This is a genomic window from Microbacterium sp. Root1433D1, assembly GCF_001426835.1.
GTDB classification, from domain to species: Bacteria; Actinomycetota; Actinomycetes; order Actinomycetales; family Microbacteriaceae; genus Microbacterium; species Microbacterium maritypicum.
This window is the reverse complement of record NZ_LMFN01000001.1, coordinates 546,251-567,365: the sequence shown is the minus strand read 5'-3', so window position 1 is coordinate 567,365 and position 21,115 is coordinate 546,251. Positions and strand designations below refer to the sequence as shown.

21 protein-coding genes are annotated in these 21,115 nt (G+C 68.8%); 18 read left to right on the top strand and 3 right to left on the bottom strand.

What is annotated here, in order from left to right; all coding sequences use genetic code 11:
- Nucleotides 1-66: 66 nt before the first annotated feature.
- The 6 genes from ASD13_RS02680 (at nt 67) to ASD13_RS02655 (ending at nt 6,741) form a co-directional block, all read left to right on the top strand.
- Nucleotides 67-1,518: an XRE family transcriptional regulator gene (locus tag ASD13_RS02680; RefSeq protein ID WP_055865529.1), complete on the top strand. Its 1,452-nt coding sequence runs from the start codon at nt 67-69 to the stop codon at nt 1,516-1,518.
- A gap of 114 nt (nt 1,519-1,632) precedes the next feature.
- A complete protein-coding gene (locus ASD13_RS02675) occupies nt 1,633-2,736 on the top strand; it encodes an ABC transporter substrate-binding protein (protein WP_235562452.1) in 1,104 nt (367 codons plus the stop codon).
- Nucleotides 2,721-3,533 carry an ABC transporter ATP-binding protein gene (locus ASD13_RS02670; protein WP_235562451.1) on the top strand — a complete coding sequence of 271 codons (813 nt, stop codon included), beginning with the start codon at nt 2,721-2,723 and terminating at the stop codon, nt 3,531-3,533. The genes ASD13_RS02675 and ASD13_RS02670 overlap by 16 nt, the downstream gene beginning before the upstream one ends.
- A complete protein-coding gene (locus tag ASD13_RS02665; RefSeq protein WP_055865526.1) occupies nt 3,526-4,374 on the top strand; it encodes an ABC transporter permease in 849 nt (282 codons plus the stop codon). Before ASD13_RS02670 ends, ASD13_RS02665 begins: the two co-directional genes overlap by 8 nt.
- A gap of 110 nt (nt 4,375-4,484) precedes the next feature.
- Entirely contained in the window at nt 4,485-5,864 is a 1,380-nt protein-coding gene (locus tag ASD13_RS02660) for an NtaA/DmoA family FMN-dependent monooxygenase (protein ID WP_017829163.1), read from the top strand.
- Nucleotides 5,857-6,741: a ribokinase gene (locus ASD13_RS02655; protein WP_055865524.1), complete on the top strand. Its 885-nt coding sequence runs from the start codon at nt 5,857-5,859 to the stop codon at nt 6,739-6,741. The genes ASD13_RS02660 and ASD13_RS02655 overlap by 8 nt, the downstream gene beginning before the upstream one ends.
- A gap of 2 nt (nt 6,742-6,743) precedes the next feature.
- Here the strand turns inward: ASD13_RS02655 and ASD13_RS02650 are convergent, their stop codons facing one another.
- Entirely contained in the window at nt 6,744-7,349 is a 606-nt protein-coding gene (locus ASD13_RS02650; protein WP_055865521.1) for a PadR family transcriptional regulator, read from the bottom strand.
- 103 nt (nt 7,350-7,452) lie between these two features.
- On the opposite strand from ASD13_RS02650, the gene ASD13_RS02645 reads away from it, so the two are divergent.
- On the top strand, nt 7,453-7,962 hold the full coding sequence (locus ASD13_RS02645) for a flavin reductase family protein (protein ID WP_055865519.1): 510 nt from the start codon (nt 7,453-7,455) through the stop codon (nt 7,960-7,962).
- Nucleotides 7,959-8,366, top strand: a complete 408-nt coding sequence (locus tag ASD13_RS02640) for a riboflavin kinase (RefSeq protein WP_055865516.1) — start codon at nt 7,959-7,961, stop codon at nt 8,364-8,366. Before ASD13_RS02645 ends, ASD13_RS02640 begins: the two co-directional genes overlap by 4 nt.
- 82 nt (nt 8,367-8,448) lie before the next feature.
- Here ASD13_RS02640 and ASD13_RS02635 read toward each other — a convergent pair whose 3' ends face one another.
- Entirely contained in the window at nt 8,449-9,102 is a 654-nt protein-coding gene (locus tag ASD13_RS02635; RefSeq protein WP_235562450.1) for an amino acid deaminase, read from the bottom strand.
- Between the two features lie 118 nt (nt 9,103-9,220).
- Between ASD13_RS02635 and ASD13_RS02630 the strand changes: the two genes are divergently transcribed.
- The 6 genes from ASD13_RS02630 to ASD13_RS02605 are packed head-to-tail and all read left to right on the top strand — an operon-like array spanning nt 9,221 to nt 14,206.
- Nucleotides 9,221-9,859, top strand: coding sequence for an HAD family hydrolase (locus ASD13_RS02630; RefSeq protein ID WP_055865510.1), 639 nt, complete (start codon nt 9,221-9,223; stop codon nt 9,857-9,859).
- Between the two features lie 60 nt (nt 9,860-9,919).
- Entirely contained in the window at nt 9,920-10,906 is a 987-nt protein-coding gene (gene phnD / locus ASD13_RS02625; protein WP_055866821.1) for a phosphate/phosphite/phosphonate ABC transporter substrate-binding protein, read from the top strand.
- 1 nt (nt 10,907) lies between these two features.
- Complete coding sequence (gene phnC, locus ASD13_RS02620; protein ID WP_235562449.1) at nt 10,908-11,732, top strand: phosphonate ABC transporter ATP-binding protein; 825 nt, start codon at nt 10,908-10,910, stop codon at nt 11,730-11,732.
- Nucleotides 11,729-12,541, top strand: coding sequence for a phosphonate ABC transporter, permease protein PhnE (gene phnE, locus ASD13_RS02615; RefSeq protein ID WP_055865508.1), 813 nt, complete (start codon nt 11,729-11,731; stop codon nt 12,539-12,541). Before phnC ends, phnE (ASD13_RS02615) begins: the two co-directional genes overlap by 4 nt.
- Nucleotides 12,538-13,353: a phosphonate ABC transporter, permease protein PhnE gene (gene phnE, locus ASD13_RS02610; protein WP_055865504.1), complete on the top strand. Its 816-nt coding sequence runs from the start codon at nt 12,538-12,540 to the stop codon at nt 13,351-13,353. Before phnE (ASD13_RS02615) ends, phnE (ASD13_RS02610) begins: the two co-directional genes overlap by 4 nt.
- Nucleotides 13,340-14,206, top strand: a complete 867-nt coding sequence (locus ASD13_RS02605; RefSeq protein WP_055865503.1) for a MurR/RpiR family transcriptional regulator — start codon at nt 13,340-13,342, stop codon at nt 14,204-14,206. The genes phnE (ASD13_RS02610) and ASD13_RS02605 overlap by 14 nt, the downstream gene beginning before the upstream one ends.
- A gap of 6 nt (nt 14,207-14,212) precedes the next feature.
- On the opposite strand, the gene ASD13_RS02600 is transcribed toward ASD13_RS02605, so the two are convergent.
- Nucleotides 14,213-15,721 (bottom strand): PucR family transcriptional regulator, encoded by a 1,509-nt coding sequence (locus ASD13_RS02600; protein WP_055865500.1) that lies wholly within the window; start codon nt 15,719-15,721, stop codon nt 14,213-14,215.
- Nucleotides 15,722-15,818: 97 nt separating this feature from the next.
- Here ASD13_RS02600 and gabT point away from each other — a divergent pair, with 97 nt between their 5' ends.
- The 4 genes from gabT to ASD13_RS02580 all read left to right on the top strand — a co-directional run bounded on the left by gabT (nt 15,819) and on the right by ASD13_RS02580 (nt 21,104).
- Nucleotides 15,819-17,183, top strand: coding sequence for a 4-aminobutyrate--2-oxoglutarate transaminase (gene gabT, locus ASD13_RS02595; protein ID WP_055865498.1), 1,365 nt, complete (start codon nt 15,819-15,821; stop codon nt 17,181-17,183).
- 107 nt (nt 17,184-17,290) lie between these two features.
- The gene (locus ASD13_RS02590) at nt 17,291-18,673 is read left to right on the top strand and encodes a flavin monoamine oxidase family protein (protein WP_017829156.1); all 1,383 of its coding nucleotides are present in this window, start codon (nt 17,291-17,293) and stop codon (nt 18,671-18,673) included.
- Nucleotides 18,673-19,557, top strand: a complete 885-nt coding sequence (locus ASD13_RS02585; RefSeq protein ID WP_017829155.1) for a universal stress protein — start codon at nt 18,673-18,675, stop codon at nt 19,555-19,557. Before ASD13_RS02590 ends, ASD13_RS02585 begins: the two co-directional genes overlap by 1 nt.
- Nucleotides 19,557-21,104, top strand: coding sequence for an APC family permease (locus ASD13_RS02580; protein WP_055865495.1), 1,548 nt, complete (start codon nt 19,557-19,559; stop codon nt 21,102-21,104). Before ASD13_RS02585 ends, ASD13_RS02580 begins: the two co-directional genes overlap by 1 nt.
- The last annotated feature ends 11 nt before the right edge of the window (nt 21,105-21,115 follow it).

Genomic DNA, 21,115 nt, shown 5'->3' with positions numbered 1-21,115 from the left:
AGCCCCAACGACCGATCTGGGAGAGAAGATCGGACGAAATTCTGTTTCTGTGACAGAATCGGCCGCATGAGCACCATCGACGCTGCAGAAGAGACCGACGCCCTCACGATCGGCCGGCGCATCCGCCAGCTCCGTACGGCGAAGGGGATGACCCTCGACGACCTGGCCTCCGCCGTCGATCGGGCGCCCAGTCAGATGTCGATGATCGAGACCGGCAAGCGCGAGCCCAAGCTCACGCAGCTGCAGGCGATCGCCCGCGTGCTCGGGGTCACGATCGATGCGCTGCTGGAAGGTGAGCCGCTCGATGAGCGCAGCGCGGTCGAGATCGCCCTCGAGCGGGCGATGAAGGGCCAGACGTTCCAGGCGCTGGGCATCGAGCCGTTCCGTATCGCGAAGAGCCTGCCGACGGATGCTCTGAAGGCCCTGCTCGCCCTGCACAGCGAGATCGATCGGCTCAAGGATGAGCGGGCCGCGACGCCGGAGGAGGCGAGGCGGGCCAACGTCGAGCTGCGGCACCTCATGCGGCGACAGGACAACCACTTCGCCGATCTCGAGGCGAAGGCCGCTGAGATCCTGGCCGCGGTCGGCCATCCGGGCGGTCCTCTGACGCAGCGCACGGCGTCCGAGATCGCGGCGCATCTGGGCTTCACCCTGCACTACGCCCCCGACCTGCCGCAGACCACGCGCAGTGTCGCGGACCTCGCGAACGGCCGGCTCTACCTGTCGAGCAGCGTGCCAGCGAAGGGCGATGCCCGCACCGCGGTGCTGCAGGCGCTCTCGAGCCGCATCCTCGGACACTCCGAACCACGCAGCTATGCCGAGTTCCTGCGCCAGCGCGTGGAGACCAACTACCTCACCGGTGCCCTCCTCATCCCGGAGGCGCATGTCGTCCCCGCCCTGATGGACGCCAAGCAGCGCAAGGCGATCTCGATCGAGGACCTGCGCGATGCGTACTCGGTATCGTACGAGACGGCGGCGCACCGCTTCACGAACCTCGCCACACGACACCTCGACATCCCCGTGCACTTCCTCAAGGTGCACGAGTCGGGCACGATCACCAAGGCGTACGAGAACGACGACGTGAACTTCCCGACCGACCGCCTCGGGGCCATCGAAGGCCAGATGTGCTGTCGCCGGTGGACCTCGCGCGTGGTGTTCGATGAGGATGACCGCTTCAACCCGTACTACCAGTACACCGACACCGGCAACGGCACGTACTGGTGCACGGCGCGGGTCGAGTCCTCGAGCGAGGGGCTGCACTCGGTGAGCGTCGGGGTGCGCTTCGACGACACGAAGTGGTTCGTAGGGCGCGACACCTCGCACCGCGGCGTCTCGAAGCACTCGGTCGAGGTCTGCTGCCGGCGTGCCCCCGCCGACCTGGAGGATCGCTGGCGCGAGAACTCCTGGCCCAACGTGAAGACTCCGCGCACGCTGCTGGCGACCCTGCCGACCGGGGCCTTCCCGGGCGTCGACACGACAGACGTGTACGAGTTCCTGGAGGCGCACGCCCCTCGCTGAGTGCGGGAGTCCGCTCCCGCCGTTCGTCAAAAGTTAGTTTGATCTTGCTTAGTCAATCTTGACTATGTTACTTTCATCGAGCCATCAATGACGAACGGCCGAGAAGGGACCCTCATGGCTACTTCCTCTGCGGAAACCCGATTCCGCATCACTGCCACCCTGACGTGCGTTCTCGCCGCCACGCTGACGCTCGGAGCATGCTCCGCGCAGACGCCAGGCGGCGATACCGCCCCCACGAGTGCGAGCGACACCGACGCCTGCAAGCGGAATCAGGATGCCGGCACCATCACCTACATCTCCGGCTACGGCTACTCCGCCAGCGCCGGTCAGCTCGACGTGTTCCTCGCCGAGGAGCTGGGCTACTTCGACGATCTCTGCCTGGATGTGGAGATCAACGCCTCCGGGGCGAACGGGCAGCAGCTCGTCGCCTCCGGTCAGGCGCAGTTCACCGCCCTCGGCTCCGCATCCGATGTGATGCTGGCCGCGGCGAACAGCAAGAACCTCACGGCGGTCGCCACCTACGGCACCACCCCGCCGTTCTCGATCTTCGGCAACGAGAGGCTCGAGAGCCTCAAGGACCTCGAGGGCGGATCGCTCGGTTACTTCATCAACCTGACCCCGATCGCCTCGGCCATGCTCGATGAGGCCGGTGTCGACGTCTCGAAGGTCGAGATGGTCAAGATGACCAACTACGACCCGACGGTCGTGGTGCGCGAGCAGGTCGATGCGATCGTCGGCTACGCCTCCAACCAGCCGCAGTCGCTCAAGGCGCAGGGACTGCCGTTCAGCGAGTTCCTCCCCTCCGACCTCGGCGTCGAGGGCACCTACAACGTGATGGAGGTCAACTCCCGGTTCCTCGACGAGCACCGTGAGGTCGCCGCCGACTTCATGCGCGCGAGCCTCAAGGCGCTGCAGTACTGCCTGGACGAGTCGGATGCCTGCATCGACAAGCTCGCGAAGCTGGCCGAGGACAACAACCAGGGCGCTGCTTTCCCGCGCGACCAGCTGGCCCGCACGTGGGAGGTCGAGTCCGCGTGGGTGCGTGAGAGCGCCGGCGGCAACCCCGGCGTGCAGAACGAATCCATGTGGGAGCCGGAGTACGCCCTCGTGAAGAAGTACGGCGACGTCAAGAACCTGCCGGCGATCGCCGACATGATGGACGCCGACCTGGTCGCCGACCTCTACGACGGTGACACCCTCACATGGCCGGCGAAGTGATGTCGGTCGCACAGGGAGCAGGCGTCGAGGTCAGGAACGTCTCGAAGTCCTTCGGGGCGGACGGCGCCAAGGTCACGGTGCTCGACGATGTGAGCCTCACGATCGGCATGGGCGAGTTCGTGTCGGTGATCGGCCCCAGCGGCTGCGGCAAGTCCACACTGCTCAAGGTCGTCGCCGGTCTCCTCGACGCCGACTCCGGCACCGTCACGATCGACGGCGAGAGCGTCACCGCGGCCTCGCGCGACAAGAAGATCGGCCTCGTGCCGCAGTCGCCCGCGCTGCTGCCGTGGAAGACCGTGCGCGAGAACGTCGAGCTGCCGGTGCGCATCAACGCCAAGGCGAACTCCGGACGCGCACTGCGCGATCCCGCCGAGCTCTTGGCGACCTTCGGACTCGGACAGGCGATGAAGAAGTACCCCGGCCAGCTCTCCGGCGGCATGCAGCAGCGTGCCGCGATCGCCAGGGCGTTCGTGTTCGACCCGGCCATCATGCTGATGGACGAGCCGTTCTCGGCCCTCGACGAGATGAACCGCGACCTGCAGCGCATCGCCCTGCTGGAGTTCTGGCAGTCCAACCGCAAGGCCGTCATGTTCGTCACGCACTCGGTGCCGGAGGCGATCATGCTCTCCGACCGCATCGTGGTGATGGCAGCCCACCCGGGGCGCATCGCTCAGGTGATCGATGTGAACCTGCCGCGGCCGCGCGACGAGCAGTCGTATGCCACGGAGGAGTTCCGCGAGATGGAAGCAGTCGTGCGCGATGCGCTGCGCGCGCAGACGGAGAAGGCCCATGTCTGAGCTGACGATGAGAGACACCACCGCGACCCTCGCGACCGCCCGCCTGAAGGCCCAGCCGCGCCGTGGCATCCCGCCGTGGCTGCGCTGGGGATCCTGGGGACCCACCCTCATCACCTTCGTGATCGCCGCGCTGCTGTGGCAGGTCGTGGCCTGGACCAACCCGTACGTGCTCCCGACGCTGGAGGCGATCGGCACGAGCCTCGTCGACGATGCCGGCATGTACTGGTCGAACTTCCTCGTCACCTTGCTCGAGGTCGTGGTCGGCGCCTCCGCCGGCATCCTGGCCGGCTTCCTGCTGGCCGTGATCATGGCCGAGTTCCAGATCATCGAGCGGGCCGTGATGCCGCTCGTGATCATCGTGATGGTGACCCCGATCGTGGCGATCGCCCCGGCGCTGGTGGTCGCCTTCGGCTTCGGCATGGTGCCGAAGTTCATCGTGACCGGGCTCGTGGTCTTCTTCCCGATGCTCGTGAACTCGCTGGCGGGTCTGCGCGATGTCGACCAGAAGGCGCTCGACGTCTTCAAGACGCTGCACGCCTCGCGGTGGGAGATCTTCCGCGAGCTGCGCTTCCCCGGCAGCATGCCCTACGTGTTCGCAGGGCTCCGCATCGCCCTGCCGCTCGCGGTGGTCGGCGCGGCGGTCGCCGAGTTCGTCGCGGCGGGACAGCAGGCCGGTCTCGGCTCGCTCGTCACGACCTCTGCGGCGCAGGCGAACCTCGCCGTCACCTGGGCCAGCATCGCCCTGCTGTGCCTGCTCGGCGTGCTCCTGATCATCGTCCTCGCCCTGGTGCGCAAGCGCGTGCTCTGGTGGAGCGACGGCGAGGTCACGGCCAAGGGCTGACGCGGCACCCTCATCCCGGGACGGGCGCCCCCACCCGTCCCGGGGTTCCTCCGGCGTGCCCGGAACCACCTCAGAACACCCAGAACCACCCACAAGGAAGGCACCCGCACATGACCGATCAGAACTCCGTCAAGCCGCTGCGTCTCGGCCTCTTCGAGAACGCGCAGGCGAACGACTCCGGCACCGCGACCTGGCGGCACCCCGACAACGGGCGCTACCTGTTCGACAAGCTCGAGTACTGGCGCGACACCGCGCGCATGGTCGAGGACGCCGGGTTCGACTTCCTGTTCCTCGCGGATGCCTGGGGCTGGGCCGACGTCGCGGGCGAACGTCCCGACATCTGCTCGGTCGAGGGTCTCGACCTGCCGCGGCTCGACCCCGCGATCATCCTCGCGGCCCTCATCCCCGAGACCACGCGGCTGGGACTCGTCGCCACCGGATCGACGCTGCTCGAGCCGCCCTACTCCTTCGCCCGTCGGATGGCGACGCTGGACATCCTCTCCGGCGGTCGCATCGGCTGGAACGTGGTCACCACCGGAACCGCCGACACCGCCGTGCAGGGCTTCGGCGTGCCCATGGTCGGACACGACGAGCGCTACCTCATGGCCGACGACTTCATGCAGGTCGTCTACAAGCTCTGGGAGCAGGCGTGGGAGGAAGGCGCCCTGGAGCGGGACAAGTCCGGCCGCTTCGCCGACCCCTCCAAGGTGCACCGCATCGCACACGACGGCCCGTACTTCCGCTCGCACGGCTACGGGAACACCTCGCGCTCGCCGCAGGGCACGCCGGTGCTGTTCCAGGCCGGCGCGTCGCCCGCAGGCCGTGAGTTCGGCGGCAAGCACGGCGAGGCGATCTTCGTCGGCAGCGGCTCGGTCGAGCAGCTGCGCGCGCACTCCTCCGCGATCCGCGAGGAGGCCGTCAAGAACGGCCGCGCGGCCGACGAGGTGAAGATCATGTCGGCCTTCGCCGCGATCGTCGGCAGCACGGAGGAGGAGGCGCGACGCAAGTACGCCGAGGTGGCCGACGCGCAGAACCCCGACGTCACGGTGGCCTCCTACGCCTGGTTCACCGGGCTCGACCTCTCGGCCTACGCGCCCCACACCCCGATGTCGGAGCTCAGCACCGAGCTCTCGCAGACGCAGGTCGCCCGCTTCGCCGACAAGACCGTCGGCGACGTGCTCGGCGACTGGCACGCGCACGGCGTCGGCGCCCGCCCGATCGTGGGGACCCCGGAGCAGGTGGCGGACCGGATGATCGAGCTCGCCGACGGCGCCGACCTCGACGGATTCCTGTTCGCCCCCGTCATCCCGCCGGCATCGACCGTCGACTTCATCGAGCACGTGCTGCCGATCCTCAAGGAGCGCGGGGCGATCGTGGAGCCCTCATCGGAGCCGCAGTCGCTGCGCGAGCGCCTGATCGGCACGCCGACGCCGGCGCTCGCCGACTCGCACACGGGCTCGCAGTACCGGCGGACGATGTCGCGTGTCTGACACCCTCACCGGTGTCGCCGTGGTGGGGAGCGCGAACCTCGATCTCGTGGTCGAGGTCTCGCGCCCCCCGCTCGTCGGCGAGACCCTGTTGGGCCGGGCCGGTGGTCGCTTCTCCGGAGGCAAGGGCCTGAATCAGGCCGTCGCCTGCGCACGCAGTGGGGCACCGACCCGGTTCTGCGCCGTCGTCGGAGCGGATGAGGCGGCCGATGTGCTGCAGCAGACCTTGGTCGATGCCGGAGTGGCGGCGGCCGTGCGCCGTAGCGCCGTCGCTCCGACCGGCGTCGCCCACGTGCTGGCGTTCGAGGATGGCGACAACAGCATCATCGTCGCGGCCGGCGCGAACGCAGAACTCGACGCAGACGACGCCGTCGCCGGCATCGAGGGAGCCGCGGTCGTGCTCGCTCAGCTGGAGGTACCCGTCGCGAGCGTAGCCGCCGCACTGCGCGCGGGGCGAGCGGCGGGCGCGCTGACGATCCTCAACGCGGCTCCCGCACACGTCGCGACGATCGACATGCTCGGCGACGTCGATGTGCTGGTCGTGAACGAGACGGAGTGCGCCGAGCTCGGCGGCATCGACCGGTTGCATGCAGCCGGAGCGCGGATCATCGTGCTCACGCAGGGTGCCGGGGGAGTGACCCTGCATCGCACGGGCGAACAGCCCTTGCACATCGATGCGTTCCGGATCGATCCGGTGGACACGACAGGTGCCGGCGATGCCTTCTGCGGTGCGCTGGCCGCAGCGCTCTCCCAGGGGGAGAGGATCGAGCAGGCGCTGGTCCGAGCCTGCGCCGCCGGAGCCGTCGTGGCTCAGCATCGCGGGGCGACGACGTCGGAGCTTTCGCCCGCGTCGATCGCAGCGCTCGTCGTGTCGCGCTGAGGTCAGTTCGAGGGTGCGGCGTCGGCCGGCGCTGCGCCCTCGACCGTCTCACCGGCGAAGGTGTACTCACCGCCGCGCAGGCGCTCCAGCAGATCGAGCAGCCACTGCTTCTCGGCCGTGAGGCGCGCTGTGGACAGGTCGAAGATCTCCCGCACGTACTTCGGCGTCGTCTCGGAGCGCAGGGTGTCCTGCACGTCGAAGCCGTTCTGCGTGATGATCGCGTCGCTCTTGATGAGCCGATGCTCGAGGCCGGCGATCACCTCCTGCCGGCTGAGGACGAACATGAACGAGGCCACGGTCATGATGGCCTGGGTGTCGAAGGCCGCCACGTTCCAGAGGTTCTCGCGCAGCATCCTCTGCAGTTCCACCTCGCCGGCGGGCGTGATGCGGTAGGTCGTGCGAGCGGGGCGCTTCCCCTCGGCCTCGGTGCCGCTCTCGGCGATGTAGCCGTCGACCTCGAGGGCGCGCAGCGCGTTGTAGATCGATCCGGGCTGGATGTGCGCCCATTCGTCGACGTGCCAGGTCATGAGCTCTCGGCGGAGGAAGTACCCGTGCACGGGCTGGAACTGCTTCACGGCGCCGAGGACGACGAGGCGGGTGGTCGACATGCCCCTCATGCTAACGGCTGGCATCACAGATTCCTGTTGTTTGCATGATCAAAATTGTCTATTATCAAAACTAGTCAAAGTTGACTAACGAAAGGAAGCCGAAATGACGACTGCCGTGACCGACGCCCTGCCGCGCGACCTCGCCCTCCGCCGGGCCTTCTCGGTGTACCCGACCGGCGTCGTGGCTCTCGCCGCGCACGTCGATGACCGCGCCGTCGGGATGGCGGTCAACTCCTTCACCTCGATCTCGCTCGAACCCGCGCTCGTCGCGATCAGCGCGGCGCGCACGTCGAAGACCTGGCCGGTGCTGCGCACGGTTCCGGAACTCGGCATGAGCGTGCTCGCCGCGCACCATGAGCCGCTCAGCCGCTCGCTCTCAGCGCGAGAGGGCGACCGTTTCGGTGGTCACGAGTGGAAGCGCACCGACGGTGGTGCGGTGCTGATCTCCGACGCGGCACTCTGGCTCACCTGCCGCCTGCACAGCACCTTCGACGGCGGCGATCACGAGATCGCGCTGTACGAGATCTCCGACATCACCCTGTTCGACGACGTCGAGCCGCTGGTCTTCCATCAGAGCCGCTATCGCGCCATCGCCGCCCCCGAGAGCGCGTGAGCACTGCGCCGCTCGGGGCGATCGCCGGAGTGGTCGTCCCGGGCGACGGTCGCGGCCGAGGCCTCGGTTTCCCCACGGCGAATCTGGCGCTCGACGGCGCAGAGGCGCCCGGCGACGGCATCTACGCGGCCTGGACGCGGATCGACGATGATCCGCAGCCGTGGGCGGCGAGTGTCAGCGTCGGGACGAACCCGACGTTCGCCGGCGACCGCGAGCGACGGGTCGAGGTGCACCTGCATGATGCCGATCTCGATCTGTACGGCCGCCGCCTGTTCGTGACCCTCGTCGCGCGACTCCGCCCGACGCTGCAGTTCGACGGCGTCGATGCGTTGATCGCGCAGACCGCGGACGACGTCGCCCGTTGCCGGTCTCTCTTGGGCGATCACGCTCGGATCCGCCACTGACTTGCTGCCCCGGTCGCGGATCCTGCCGCTCAGAAGCCGCGCGGGCGACACGAAGTGCGACCGGAGGTAGCGGGGCCGGGTGCTAGGCCGCGTTCCAGCGCAGGCGCGGATCGGTTCGGAACTCCGTGAGAGGGACGATCGCATCGGCGACCGGGAACATCGTCACCAACAGGGGGGTGGCGCCCGCGCTCGGCGCGACGGCGTAGGCGAGGGCGGTCGAGCCTCGCACGGCACCGAGCGCCAGCCTGGTCTCGCGCGCGTCGATCACCTGGGTCGCGCCGGCAGCGGGAGAGCTGAGGAGCGCGGATGCGACGGCGGTGGCTCGCGCGAGCAGTGTCGGACCCTCGCGCCAGGGGTGGAACGCATCTGGAGGCAGGTGGCATGCATGAGCCAGCACGCCCTCGGTCCAGCGTTCGCGTTTGAGCCCGTACGGGGTGGGCTCCAGCGACAGCAGGTAGCCGTAGCAGTGCAGTACTCCCGCATTGCCGATCGGCCAGTCGGCGGCGATATCCGCCTGCACGTGCAATTCCTCGAACAGCGCGCGGGGGATGATCCCCGCGCCCGTGTTCTCATCGATCACCGAGGATCGCCCCCACGCGATGAATCGACCGGCCGTGCGGTCATCGTGGATCGCGCTCGCCAGCCAGGAGAGGGTGTCGATTGCGGCGCGCGCACCAGCCGCGGTTCCGTCGGTGGCGAGGTGCGCCGCCTGCGTGAGCTGTTCGAGTTCGGACACGGCGCTCACCATACGCGAGTCCAGTGGACGGATTGTTCACACGGTGTTCACGCGTTCAGGACCTTCTGTCCACAATCCTTCCTCATCATGGACGGAGCGTCCCCACAGAAAGAACTCCGTGAACTCCATCCTCCTCTTCGATTTCGACGGCACGATCGCACTCGGCGACGGTCCGGTCCTCGCCTACGCACAGCAGGTCGCTGCCGGCCTCGGTGACGACGGCACCTTCCTCGACGATGTCCGCGCGATCCTCGCTGCAGCCGACGGGGATGCGCTCGACGGCTATGACGCGGTGCGTCGGGTCGCCGAGACTCGGGGAGCGGATGCCCGTCTCCTCAGCGCCGCCTATCTCGCCAGTCGCGCGCAGCTCGGCACAGCAGACGCTCCGATCACCGCACCGGACGGGCTCGCCGGTTTCCTGGCCGGGGTCGACGCCGAGCGGATCCTCGTCACGAACGCGCCGGCCATCCGCATCGTCGACGCCCTGGAGACACTCGGTCTTCGCGGACTGTTCGACCGGATCGTCACCGATGCCGGCAAGCCCCAGGGGCTCGAGGCCGTGCTCGACGACCTCCCCGTCGACGCCCGAGTGCTGAGCATCGGTGACATCTGGCACAACGACCTGGCCCCCGCGCACGCCCGCGGCCAAGCGACCGCGCTGATCGGCGGATTCTCCGACCCAGACGCCACCCCTACCTTCCGCGCCGCCGAGTTCTCGACGCTGGTTCCCCAGCTCGAGGCCTGGCTGCGCGGCTGAGACTTCTCCCTCCCCGCTCCTACCCCTCTCTCACACACTCACCCCCATCGAAGGATGAACATGCGTACCTCTCTCCGCTCTTCTGCAGCGAGCGTCGTCGCGGTCGGCGCCCTGCTGACCGTGGTGCTCGCCGGCTGCTCCAGCAGCACCGCCGCGCCCGAGGAATCCGCAGCCCCCGCTGCTGACCCCGACTCGATCGTGCTCGCCCTCGTGCCCTCGCAGGACCAGGACGGACTCGTCGACACCGCAGCGCCTCTCACCGACTACCTCACGGAGGAGCTCGGCATCGAGGTCACCGGCGTGGTGTCGAAGGACTACCAGGCCGCCGTCGAGGCGATGGGTGCAGGCCAAGCGCAGATCGGCTTCCTGCCGTCGCTGCAGCTGTGGCAAGCGAACGACATGTACGACGCGAAGGTCGTGCTGCAGACCGAGCGCAACGGCAACATCACCTACCCCGCGCAGTTCATGACGAACAACCCCGACAAGTACTGCGACGACGAGCCGGTCGAGCGCGACGGGATGCTGTTCTGCAACGGCGCCGACGCGATGAAGGGCCCTGCGGGTCTCGACAGCATCGACAAGGTGAAGGGCGCGAAGGTCGCCGTGCTCGGCCCCGGGTCACCCGCCGGCTACATCTACCCGATCGTCGCGTTGCAGGAGGCCGGGCTCGACACGGACACCGACATCCAGCAGATCCCCGTCACCGCGAACGACGCCTCCGTTCTCGCGGTCTACAACGGCGACGCGGAGGTGGGCTTCAGCTTCTGGGACGCTCGCACGATCGTCGCGAAGGACACCCCCGACGTCGGCCAGAAGGTCGTTGTGTTCGCCATGACCGAGGAGATCCCGAACGACGGCGTCGCACTCTCGTCTGAGCTGTCGCCTCAGCTGCAGGAACGGATCACGAAGGCGCTCGAGGACTTCTCGAACACCCCGGAGGGCTCCGAGATCCTCACCAGCATCTACTCGATCACCAAGCTCGCGCCGGCCGACCCCGACTCGCTCGACGTCGTGGCCCGTGCCGCACAGGCTCTGGGGCTCCAGTAAATTGTCGGATCAGATCCAGCACGTGGACGCCGCAGCTCCGGCTGCGGCGTCCACGCCGTGGTCCATCCGCCTCGATGAGGTCACGGTGCGCTACCCCAACGGCACCATCGGTCTGAACCGGGTGTCGCTCGACATCGAGGCCGGCGAGATGGTCGCTGTCGTCGGGCTCTCCGGCTCGGGCAAGTCCACGCTCATCCGCACGATCAACGGCCTCGTGCCGGTGACAAGCGGCGCCCTCGACGTGGGGGAGCACCGGGTGAGCAGCGCCTCGTCGCGGACTCTCCGCCGCCTCCGCGGTGACATCGGCATGGTCTTCCAGAGCTTCAACCTCGCAGGCCGCGCGAGCGTGATGCAGAACGTGCTCGTCGGGCGTCTCGCCCACACGCCGCTCTGGCGCACGCTCCTGGGCGTCTATCCCGAAGTGGACAAGCAGCGCGCGTACCACGCTCTCGATCGCGTGGGCATCCTGCCAAAGCTCCACTCCCGCGCTTCCGAGCTCTCGGGCGGCCAGCAGCAGCGGGTCGCGATCGCCCGTGCCCTCGCACAGGAACCGCGCATCGTCCTCGCCGACGAGCCGGTCGCGAGCCTCGATCCGCCCACCGCGCACGGGGTGATGAACGACCTGCGCCGCATCAACCGGGACCTCGGCATCACGGTGCTCGTCAATCTGCATCTGCTCGACCTCGCCCGTGAGTACGGGGCGCGGATGATCGGCATGCGTGCCGGCGAGATCGTCTACGACGGGCCCGCCACCAGCGCGACGGACGCCGATTTCGAGAGCATCTACGGTCGTTCGCTCACGCCCGACGACAGGTTGGACGCATGAGCGGCACGCCGAACCCGTCCGTCCTCGACATCCCCGCCCGCCCGCGAGGAGCGTGGAAGGGGCCCGTGATCCTGGCCGCCGTCGTGGCCGTCACGGTCGTGATGTGTCTGCCGGTGATCGGCATCGGCGTCGACCTCTCGGCCATCGCGCGCAACTGGCAGAACGGCGCCGACAAGATCGTGAAGCTGCTCCTGCCCGATTGGAGCTTCTTCCCCCGTACTGTCGCGCCCCTCATCGAGACCCTGCAGATGGCGGTGATCGCGACCGCCATCGGAGCCGCCGTGTCGCTGCCGCTCAGTTTCTGGGCCGCGCGCGCTACCAACCCGAACACCACGGCGCGCGTCATCGTGCGCGGCATCCTCAACGTCATCCGCAGCGTGCCCGACCTGCTGTACGCGGCGATCCTGGTCGCGATGGTCGGGGTCGGTGCGCTCCCCGGAATCCTGGCGCTACTGCTGTTCAACGTCGGCATCATCGTCAAACTCGTCTCGGAGGCCATCGACACCAACGACCGCGGCGCCCTCGAGGCCGGACGCGCGGTGGGTGCGACGCAGACCAAGATCAACCGCACGCTCGCGCTGCCCGACGCCTGGCCCGCCTTCACCAACCAGACCCTGTACGTGTTCGAGCTGAACGTGCGTGCCTCGACCGTGCTCGGCCTCGTCGGCGCCGGTGGTATGGGCCTGCTGATCGACGCGGTACGCACGTTCTACCGCTACGACCAGCTCTCGCTCATCATCCTGGAGATCCTCATCGTCGTCATCGTGATCGACCTCGTCTCGGATGCCATCCGACGGAGGCTCGTATGAGTGCGGCGCTCACCGTCATCCCCGCCAAGCCTCGCCGGCCCTGGCTGATCGCCGGATGGGCCCTCGTCACCGGCGTCGTGGTCCTAGCGTTCTGGTCGATCGACGTCGACTGGTCTCGTCTCACCGATCTGCCGTCCGAGATTATCCGGTACACGTTCCTGATGTTCGCCGATCCGAACTGGGAGAAGCTGCCGGAGGCGCTGTGGCAGACGTGGCGGAGCATCGAGATGGCCTGGGTCGGCACGATCCTCGGCATCGTGCTCGCGACACCGCTGAGCCTGGTCGCCGCGCGCGGCTTCGGCCCCGCGTGGCTGAGGGCGCTCCTGCGCGGACTCTTCTCGCTGATCAGGGCGGTCCCCGAGATCATCATCGCGATCGTGATCCTCTCGGTCACCGGCCTCACTCCGTTCACCGGTGCGCTCGCCCTCGCCATCAACGGCGTCGGCACTCTCGGCAAATGGGGGTATGAGGCGGTCGAGGCCGTGCCCCGCGGTCCGATCGAAGCGGCGCGCGCGGCCGGCGGCGGCACCCTCCAGGTGCTGCGTTGGGGTGTCTGGCCGCAGGTCGAACCGGCGTTCTGGTCGTTCTGGCTGTACCGCTTCGAGATCAACGTGCGCTCCTCTGCGGTGCTCGGACTCATCGGCGTCGGCGGAATCGGCGACATGCTCACCTCGTACACCCAGTACCGTGAGTGGTCGACGGTGGGTGTCCTGCTCATCGTGGTCGTCGTGGTAACGATGCTGATCGATGCGGCATCCGGTGCGATCCGTCGCCGCATCATGGAGGGAGCCCGAGCCCGTGTTCTCGCCTAGCGCGCCGCCCACCGCACGCATCGCGGCCGTGCTCAACACCCTGCAGCCGGCAGAGCGCCGCGTCGCCGAGCTGATCGTCGAATCGGCCGACGAGGTCGTGGAATGGACGGCGCAGGAGCTCGCCGAGCGGGCCGGCGTCGGCCGCGCCACCGTGGTCCGAACCTGCCAGGGCATCGGCTATCGCGGGTATCCGCAGCTGCGGGTCGCCCTCGCAGCCGAACTCGGCAGCACGCCCGGGGAGGCGGCCGTCGACCACGGTCCCGGCGTGCTCGGACGCATGCGGGGGGAGATCGATCGTCTGGCGGGCTCTCTGCCGGCGCTCGCCAGCCTGCTCGACCCGGATTCGGTCGCCGAGGCCGTGCGCCTCTCAGCATCCGCCCGTCGTCTGCTCGTGCTCGCCAACGGGCTGTCGTCGCCGATCGCCAACGACCTCGCCATGCGGCTGACCGCCGCCGGGCGTTCGGCGGAGTTCATCGCCGACGCCATCGCCCAGCAGATCGCGGCCCGCCACCTCACGCCCGAAGACGTCTGCCTCGTGGTGAGCGGTTCCGGTGCGAACGAGGCGAGTCTGCGCGTCGCGACGGCGGCCGCGCGGGGCGGTGCGACCGTGATCGCCCTGACGTCGTTCGCCTCGTCGGCCTTGACCGAGGCGGCGTCGCTGTCGCTCGTGATCGCTCCGACCGGGGTGAGCTTCCGCGACGAGCTGGAGCACACGTCCCGTGTGGCCTACCTCGTTTTCGCCGAGGTGTTCGCCGCGGCGGTCGCGGCCGAGCGCGGCGTGGATGCGGTCCAGGCGCGCGCCCACGCCCTCGAGGTGGTCTCGGTCAACCTCGGCGAGGGTGCTGCCGACTGACCCGCCTCAGTCGCGGGCCGTCTGCAGGATCGTCCAGAGCTCGGCGCGGGCGGGGAAGGTCGACAGGTCGATGTCGAGCAGCGCGCCGGCGTGGGCGATGCGCGAGCGCAGCGTGTGCCGGTGCACCCCGAGCGCGACCGCGGCGGACTCCGCCTTCGCATCGTGCTCCAGCCAGGTGCGCAATGACCGCTCGAGATCGGCTCCCGTGCGGGCATCGTGCTCGCGCACCGGAGCGAGGCGGGACTCGGCGACCAGCCGGGCCTCGTCGGTCGCGAGTGCGGTGAGGATGCTCGAGCCTACGGTGTCGGCGTAGCGGGCGACCCCGTGCGTGCCCTGCTGACGAAGCGCCGTGAGCGCCTGCGCGTGGGCGCGGGCGAAGGAATCGTAGGCCTCGGAATCGGAGACGCCGATGCGGATGCCGAAGCGTGCGGCGACCTCGTCGAGCAGGCCTTCATCGCCGGCCGACACGCACATCGTGACGCCGTCTTCGGACTCGGCGAGGAAGATCGAGGTGCCGTGCTCGGCGCGGTGGCGCTCCCACCAGTCCGCGAGCGGGCCCGCCGGTGCGTCGGCGGCGACGGCCACCAGCACGGGAGCCGGAGGGAGACTGCCCAGAACTCTCCTGGCGAGGGCGGGATCGTCGGTGAGGAGCGATCCGAGCAGCTGGGCGTGCAGGCGTCGGCGGCTGCGGGCGAGCTGCTCGCTCTGCTCCAGCGCGAGCCCTGCCATGGCGATCACCGAGGTCACGACCGACCGTGCTTCGGAGTCGAGGCTGTCGGTGGCCAGGGCGATCACGCCGCGCAGGTGCCCGCCGCGACCGACCGTGAACAGCATGAACGAGTGCTCCTCGATGCTGAGCGACTGTCCCGCCTCCAGTCCGCGGGTCAGGATCTCCACCACGCGGTCTCCGACCTCGTCGAGCACACGGGCATCCATGCCCTCGCGTGGGTGCGAGAAGGTCGGGGCGCCTGCGGCGTCGAACATCCCGGCCCACACGCCCAGCCGGCGTCCGAGCTCGGCGATGGTCGCATCGAGGCCGTGCGGACGAAGGGCCGCGAGGGCGAGGGCGCGCTGGGTGTCCAGAGCCCAGGATCGTCGGGCGTAGGCCTGGGCCGCGATGGCTTCGGAGTGCGCGCGGGCGACGGCGATGAATGGCGTGCGGTACGGGACCGCGAACAGCGGCATGCCGTGGGTGGCGCACGCGTCGACCAGCTCTTCGGGGATGCCGGAGCGATGCACCTCGGTGCCGAATCCGAGGCCGATCACCCCGCGGTCGGCGAGCCGTCCGACATAGGTGTCGATGCTCACGGCGTCGTCGAACTGGGTTCCGGTGGTCAGCAGCGCCAGATCCTCGGAGAGGAACGGGGTCGGATCGGCGAGGTCCGAGCTGTGCACCCAGCGCAGGGGGCGGTCGAGCGCGCCTTCGGGGACGTCGGCTTCACGGGGGATCAGGGAGAGGCCGAGATCGCGGCGCTGCAGCAGCGCGCGCAGCGTCGGTTGGGCGATGACGGGCACGGCACCCTCGTCTCTTGTACACCTCGGCGAATACCTATTCCAGATTATACAGAGCGGTGAGTGCAGCCGCCTCTCTCGCAGCCGTACGCTCGCGAGCATGGCACTCCTCGACACCGCAGCTGTTGCAGTTCCCCTCGGCGGACCCGAGCTCCCTCAGGAGCGTCGTCTGGTCACCGAACTCCCCGGGCCCCGCTCGGCCGAGATCCTGGCACGCAAGGCGGATGCCGTCGCCGCCGGTGTCGGCCACACCGTGCCCGTCGCGACCGTCGCCGCCGGTGGCGGAGTCGTCGTCGACGCGGACGGGAACTCGCTCATCGACCTTGGATCGGGCATCGCCGTGACCACGGTGGGCAACGCGCACCCGAAGGTCGCCGCCGCCGTCGCCGCACAGGCCGCGCAGTTCACGCACACCTGCTTCATGATCTCGCCGTACGAGTCGTACATCGAGGTGGCCGAGGCGCTCAACCGCGTCACCCCCGGTGACTTCGCCAAGAAGAGCGCACTGTTCAACTCGGGCGCCGAAGCGGTCGAGAACGCGATCAAGATCGCGCGCAAGCACACCGGTCGCCAGGCGGTCGTCGCCTTCGACCACGGCTACCACGGCCGCACGAACCTGACCATGGCGCTGACCGCCAAGTCGATGCCCTACAAGAGCGGCTTCGGTCCGTTCGCTCCCGAGGTGTACCGCGCCCCGATGTCGTACCCGTTCCGCGACGGCCTCGACGGACGCGAGGCAGCCGCCCGTGTCATCCTGCAGCTCGAGAAGCAGATCGGCGCCGAGAACCTGGCCGCGGTCATCATCGAGCCCATCCAGGGCGAGGGCGGCTTCATCGTCCCGGCCGATGGCTTCCTGCCCGCGATCGTCGACTGGTGCCGCGCGAACGGCGTCGTCTTCATCGCCGACGAGGTGCAGACCGGCTTCGCCCGCACCGGACACATGTTCGCGAGCGAGATCTTCGGCATCGAGCCCGACCTGATCACCACCGCCAAGGGCATCGCCGGCGGTCTTCCATTGGCCGCGGTGACCGGCCGCGCCGAGATCATGGACGCCTCGCACTCCGGCGGCCTCGGCGGCACGTACGGCGGCAACCCGATCGCCTGCGCGGCAGCTCTCGCCGCGATCGACGTGTTCGAGAACGACGGTGTGATCGAGCGGGCACGCGAGATCGGTACGATCCTCACCGACCGTCTCACCGCGATGCAGAAGAACGACCCCCGCGTCGGGGATGTCCGCGGGCACGGTGCGATGATCGCGGCCGAGTTCGTCGACCCCGAGACCAAGGCGCCGAATGCCGCTCTCACCGCTGCCGTCGCGAAGGCGTGCATCGCACAGGGCGTCATCGTCCTCACCTGCGGAACGTACGGCAACGTCATCCGCTTCCTTCCTCCGCTCTCGATCGGCGACGACCTGCTGAACGAGGGACTCGACATCGTGGCCGCCGCCCTGGCCGCCGCCGAATAGCATGCAGGCCGCGCTCCCGCGCGGCCTGACCCCCTGTCCGGTCGCGACCCCAATCGGGGGATTTCGGGTCGCGACCGGCACTACTTCACCCAACGAAGGAGTTGCAGATGTCTGAGATCACCCGCGACGTACTCATCATCGGTGCCGGAGCCGCAGGGCTCACGGCGGCGAACGACCTGCGCAAGGCCGGCCTGTCGGTCGCCGTGCTGGAGGCCCGCGACCGCGTCGGCGGGCGCCTGTGGACCGACGTCATCGACGGCGCCATGCTCGAGATCGGCGGCCAGTGGGTCTCGCCCGATCAGGATGCTCTCAAGGAGACGATCGAAGAGCTCGGGCTCGAGACCTACAGCCGCTACCGCGAGGGCGACAGCGTCTACGTCGGCCCCGACGGGAAGACGCACCGCTTCACCGGCGAGATGTTCCCCGTCTCCGCCGAGACAGAGGCCGTGATCGCACGGATCACCGGGATCCTCGACGCGCTGGTGGCCGAGATCGACCCCGACCGGCCGTGGGAGCACCCGAACGCCGCGGAGTGGGACTCCATCACCTGGGACGCCTGGCTGCGCTCGCAGACCGACGACGACGAGGCCGTGCGGAACCTGGCCTTCGCCACGGGCTCCGCGATGCTCACCAAGCCCACGCACTCGTTCTCGCTGCTGCAGTCGCTGCTGATGGCCGCATCCGCCGGCTCCTACTCGAACCTCGTCGACGCCGACTTCATCCTCGACAAGCGCGTGGTCGGGGGTCTGCAGCAGGTTCCGCTGCGCCTGGCCGAGCGCCTGGGCCAGGACGTGCTGCTGAACCAGCCCGTGCGCAGCCTCGAGTGGTCGGACGCCGGCGTCGTGGCCACCACCGATGAGCTCACCGTGCGCGCTCGCCACGCGATCCTCGCGCACGCTCCCGTGCTGTACAGCCGTATCTCGTTCGACCCGCCGCTGCCGCGTCGCCAGCATCAGCTGCACCAGCACCTCTCGATGGGCTTCGTCATCAAGGTGCACGCGGTCTACGACCGTCCGTTCTGGCGCGAGCAGGGCCTCAGCGGCACGGCGTTCAGCCCGTACGAGCTCTCGCACGAGGCCTACGACAACACCAACCACGGCGACGAGCGCGGCACCCTGGTGGGCTTCGTGTCCGACGCCAACGCCGACGGCGTGTTCGAGCTGTCGGCCGAGGAGCGCAAGGAGCGGATCCTCGAGTCGCTGTCGCACTACTACGGCCCCGAGGCCAAGAACCCCGTCGTCTACTACGAGAGCGACTGGGGCAGCGAGGAGTGGACGCGCGGCGCCTACGCCGCGAGCTTCGACATGGGGGGCCTGCACCGCTACGGCGCCGACCTTCGCACGGCCGTCGGTCCGATCCACTTCGCCTGCAGCGACATGGCCGGTGCCGGATACCAGCACGTCGACGGCGCGATCCGCATGGGACACCTCGTCGCCTCCAATATCGTCGACGCCAGTCGCGACGCCGGCGCTGTCGAGAGCGGCAGCTGATGACCGGCTCGGTCGTCGTGGGCTACACGGCGACGGATGCGGGAGCGGATGCCGCAGCGCTGGGCGCGCGTATCGCCCGAAGCCTCGGGGCCACCGTGCACCTGGTGATCGTGCTGCCGAACGAGGGCACGCGCAACGCCGCGGTCCCGCCGGAGCGCGCCTACGAGGAGCACATCAGGTCGCAGGCGAAGAAGTGGCTCGCCGACGCCGTCGTCCGGCTGCCGCAGGAGCTGACCCGCAGCGGTCACGTCCGCTTCTCCGAATCGTTCGCCGAGGGGCTCATCGCCGCCGGTGAGGAGTTCGGAGCCCGCGTGATCGTGATCGGCGCCGCGGGCGGCGGCATCTTCGGGCGGCACCGACTCGGAAGCGTCGCGTCGGAGCTGCTGCACTCGTCCACCATCCCGGTGGCGCTGGCTCCCGCCGGCACCGCTCTGCAGGACGATCACGTCCTCCCGCGCGTCACGGTCGCCGTCGGCTCCCGGCCGGGAGCCGACGCGCTGCTCGACGAGGCGGTCGCCCTCGCCGGTGACAGCGGAGTCGATCTCCGACTCGTCTCGCTCGTGCCGTTCGATGTGCCGCCCGGGCTCGACACCGGCGCGATCCGCACGGTCGGTGACACCCACGGGCAGGAAGTCCTCGCGATGGCGACCGAGAAGCTTCCGGACGGACGCACCGCCGCCGTCGAGAAGGCTCCGGGAGACAGCGTCGAAGACGCGGTCGCGAACCTCTCGTGGCTTCCCGGTGAGGTCGTCCTGGTCGGCTCCAGCCGGCTGGCACAGCCTCGTCGTCTGTTCCTGGGCTCCACGGCGGCGAAGATGCTGCACGAGCTGCCCGTCCCCATGATCGTCGTCCCGCGCACCCGCAACGAAGCAGGAGAACGCTGATGAGCAGCACCAACCGGGCGACGGAGCCCGAATCCGGTGTCACGACCGGGATCTCCACCAAGGGCCTGAGCGCCGGAACGGTCGGCCTCATCGGCGCGGTCGTGATCGGCATCTCGTGCATCGCGCCCGCCTACACGTTCACCGCCGCTGTGGGGCCTGTGGCCTCCACGGTCGGGTCGCAGATTCCCGCGATCATCCTGGTGGGCTTCATCCCCATGCTCCTGGTCGCCTTCGGGTACCGAGAGCTCAACAACCGGATGCCCGACTCCGGCACCTCGTTCACCTGGGCCGCACGCGCCTTCGGTCCGTGGGTCGGCTGGATGGCCGGCTGGGGCCTGGTGGTCGCAACGATCCTGGTCCTGTCCAACCTCGCCGGCATCGCGGTCGACTTCCTGTTCCTGCTGATCTCCCAGATCACCGGCAACCCGGACATCGCCGGCCTCGCGAGCGTCACCTGGATCAACATCGGGGTGTGCCTGCTGTTCATGCTCGGCGCGACGTGGATCTCCTATCGCGACATGCAGACGACCCAGAAGCTGCAGTACTGGCTCGTCAGCTTCCAGATCCTCGTGCTGCTCTTCTTCGCAGGCGCGGCGATCGTGCAGGCCGTGAGCGGCAACGGCTTCGACTACCAGCCGTTCGATCTGAACTGGTTCAACCCGTTCGCGATCTCGTCCTTCAGCGCGGTCGCTGCGGGTCTGTCGCTGTCGATCTTCATCTTCTGGGGCTGGGATGTCACTCTCACCATGAACGAGGAGACCAAGGATCCGGAGAAGACCCCGGGTCGCGCGGCCACCGTCACGGTGCTGATGATCGTCTCGCTCTACCTGCTGCTCGCCGTCGCCATGATCATGTTCGCCGGTGTCGGCACCGGCGCGCTGGGACTCGGCAACGAGGACATCCAGGAGAACGTGTTCTTCCACCTCTCCGGCCCGATCCTCGGCCCGCTCGCGTTCCTCGTGTCGCTCGCGGTGCTCACCAGCTCGGCATCGTCGCTGCAGTCCACCTTCGTGGGACCGGCGCGCACCCTGCTGGCGATGGGGCACTACGGTGCACTGCCCAAGTCGTTCGCGAAGGTCAGCCCCCGCTTCTTCACCCCGGGGTACGCGACCATCGTCTCGGCCGTGGTGGCCTCGGCGTTCTACGCCGTGATGCGCATCGTGAGCGAGGACACGCTGTGGGACACCATCCTCACGCTCGGCATGATGATCTGCTTCTACTACGGGATCACCGCCTTCGCGTGCGTCTGGTACTTCCGCAAGCAGTGGTTCGACTCGGCGCGGAACGTCTTCTTCACGTTCCTGTTCCCGCTCATCGGCGGCTCGATCCTCGCGGTGCTGTTCTTCACCACGCTGATCGACTCGATGGACCCGGCCTACGGCTCGGGCTCGCAGATCGGCGGGGTCGGCATCGTCTTCATCCTCGGCATGCTGATCATCGTCGTCGGCCTCGTCGTCATGATCTGGAACGCGGTCCGACGGCCCGCATTCTTCCGCGGACAGACACTGGGCATCGACGCACCGCCCAGCCGACGCAAGCGCTCCTAGCCCTCCCCACA

Bases quoted from the DNA above. Each gene is read 5' to 3' on its own strand.
- phnE (WP_055865508.1), top strand. From the start codon at position 11,729: ATGAGCGGCACGCCGAACCCGTCCGTCCTCGACATCCCCGCCCGCCCG.
- phnE (WP_055865504.1), top strand. From the start codon at position 12,538: ATGAGTGCGGCGCTCACCGTCATCCCCGCCAAGCCTCGCCGGCCCTGG.
- ASD13_RS02660 (WP_017829163.1), top strand. From the start codon at position 4,485: ATGACCGATCAGAACTCCGTCAAGCCGCTGCGTCTCGGCCTCTTCGAG.
- phnD (WP_055866821.1), top strand. From the start codon at position 9,920: ATGCGTACCTCTCTCCGCTCTTCTGCAGCGAGCGTCGTCGCGGTCGGC.
- ASD13_RS02590 (WP_017829156.1), top strand. From the start codon at position 17,291: ATGTCTGAGATCACCCGCGACGTACTCATCATCGGTGCCGGAGCCGCA.
- ASD13_RS02645 (WP_055865519.1), top strand. From the start codon at position 7,453: ATGACGACTGCCGTGACCGACGCCCTGCCGCGCGACCTCGCCCTCCGC.
- ASD13_RS02580 (WP_055865495.1), top strand. From the start codon at position 19,557: ATGAGCAGCACCAACCGGGCGACGGAGCCCGAATCCGGTGTCACGACC.
- gabT (WP_055865498.1), top strand. From the start codon at position 15,819: ATGGCACTCCTCGACACCGCAGCTGTTGCAGTTCCCCTCGGCGGACCC.
- ASD13_RS02650 (WP_055865521.1), bottom strand. From the start codon at position 7,349: ATGTCGACCACCCGCCTCGTCGTCCTCGGCGCCGTGAAGCAGTTCCAG.
- ASD13_RS02670 (WP_235562451.1), top strand. From the start codon at position 2,721: ATGGCCGGCGAAGTGATGTCGGTCGCACAGGGAGCAGGCGTCGAGGTC.
- ASD13_RS02585 (WP_017829155.1), top strand. From the start codon at position 18,673: ATGACCGGCTCGGTCGTCGTGGGCTACACGGCGACGGATGCGGGAGCG.
- ASD13_RS02675 (WP_235562452.1), top strand. From the start codon at position 1,633: ATGGCTACTTCCTCTGCGGAAACCCGATTCCGCATCACTGCCACCCTG.
- ASD13_RS02665 (WP_055865526.1), top strand. From the start codon at position 3,526: ATGTCTGAGCTGACGATGAGAGACACCACCGCGACCCTCGCGACCGCC.
- ASD13_RS02680 (WP_055865529.1), top strand. From the start codon at position 67: ATGAGCACCATCGACGCTGCAGAAGAGACCGACGCCCTCACGATCGGC.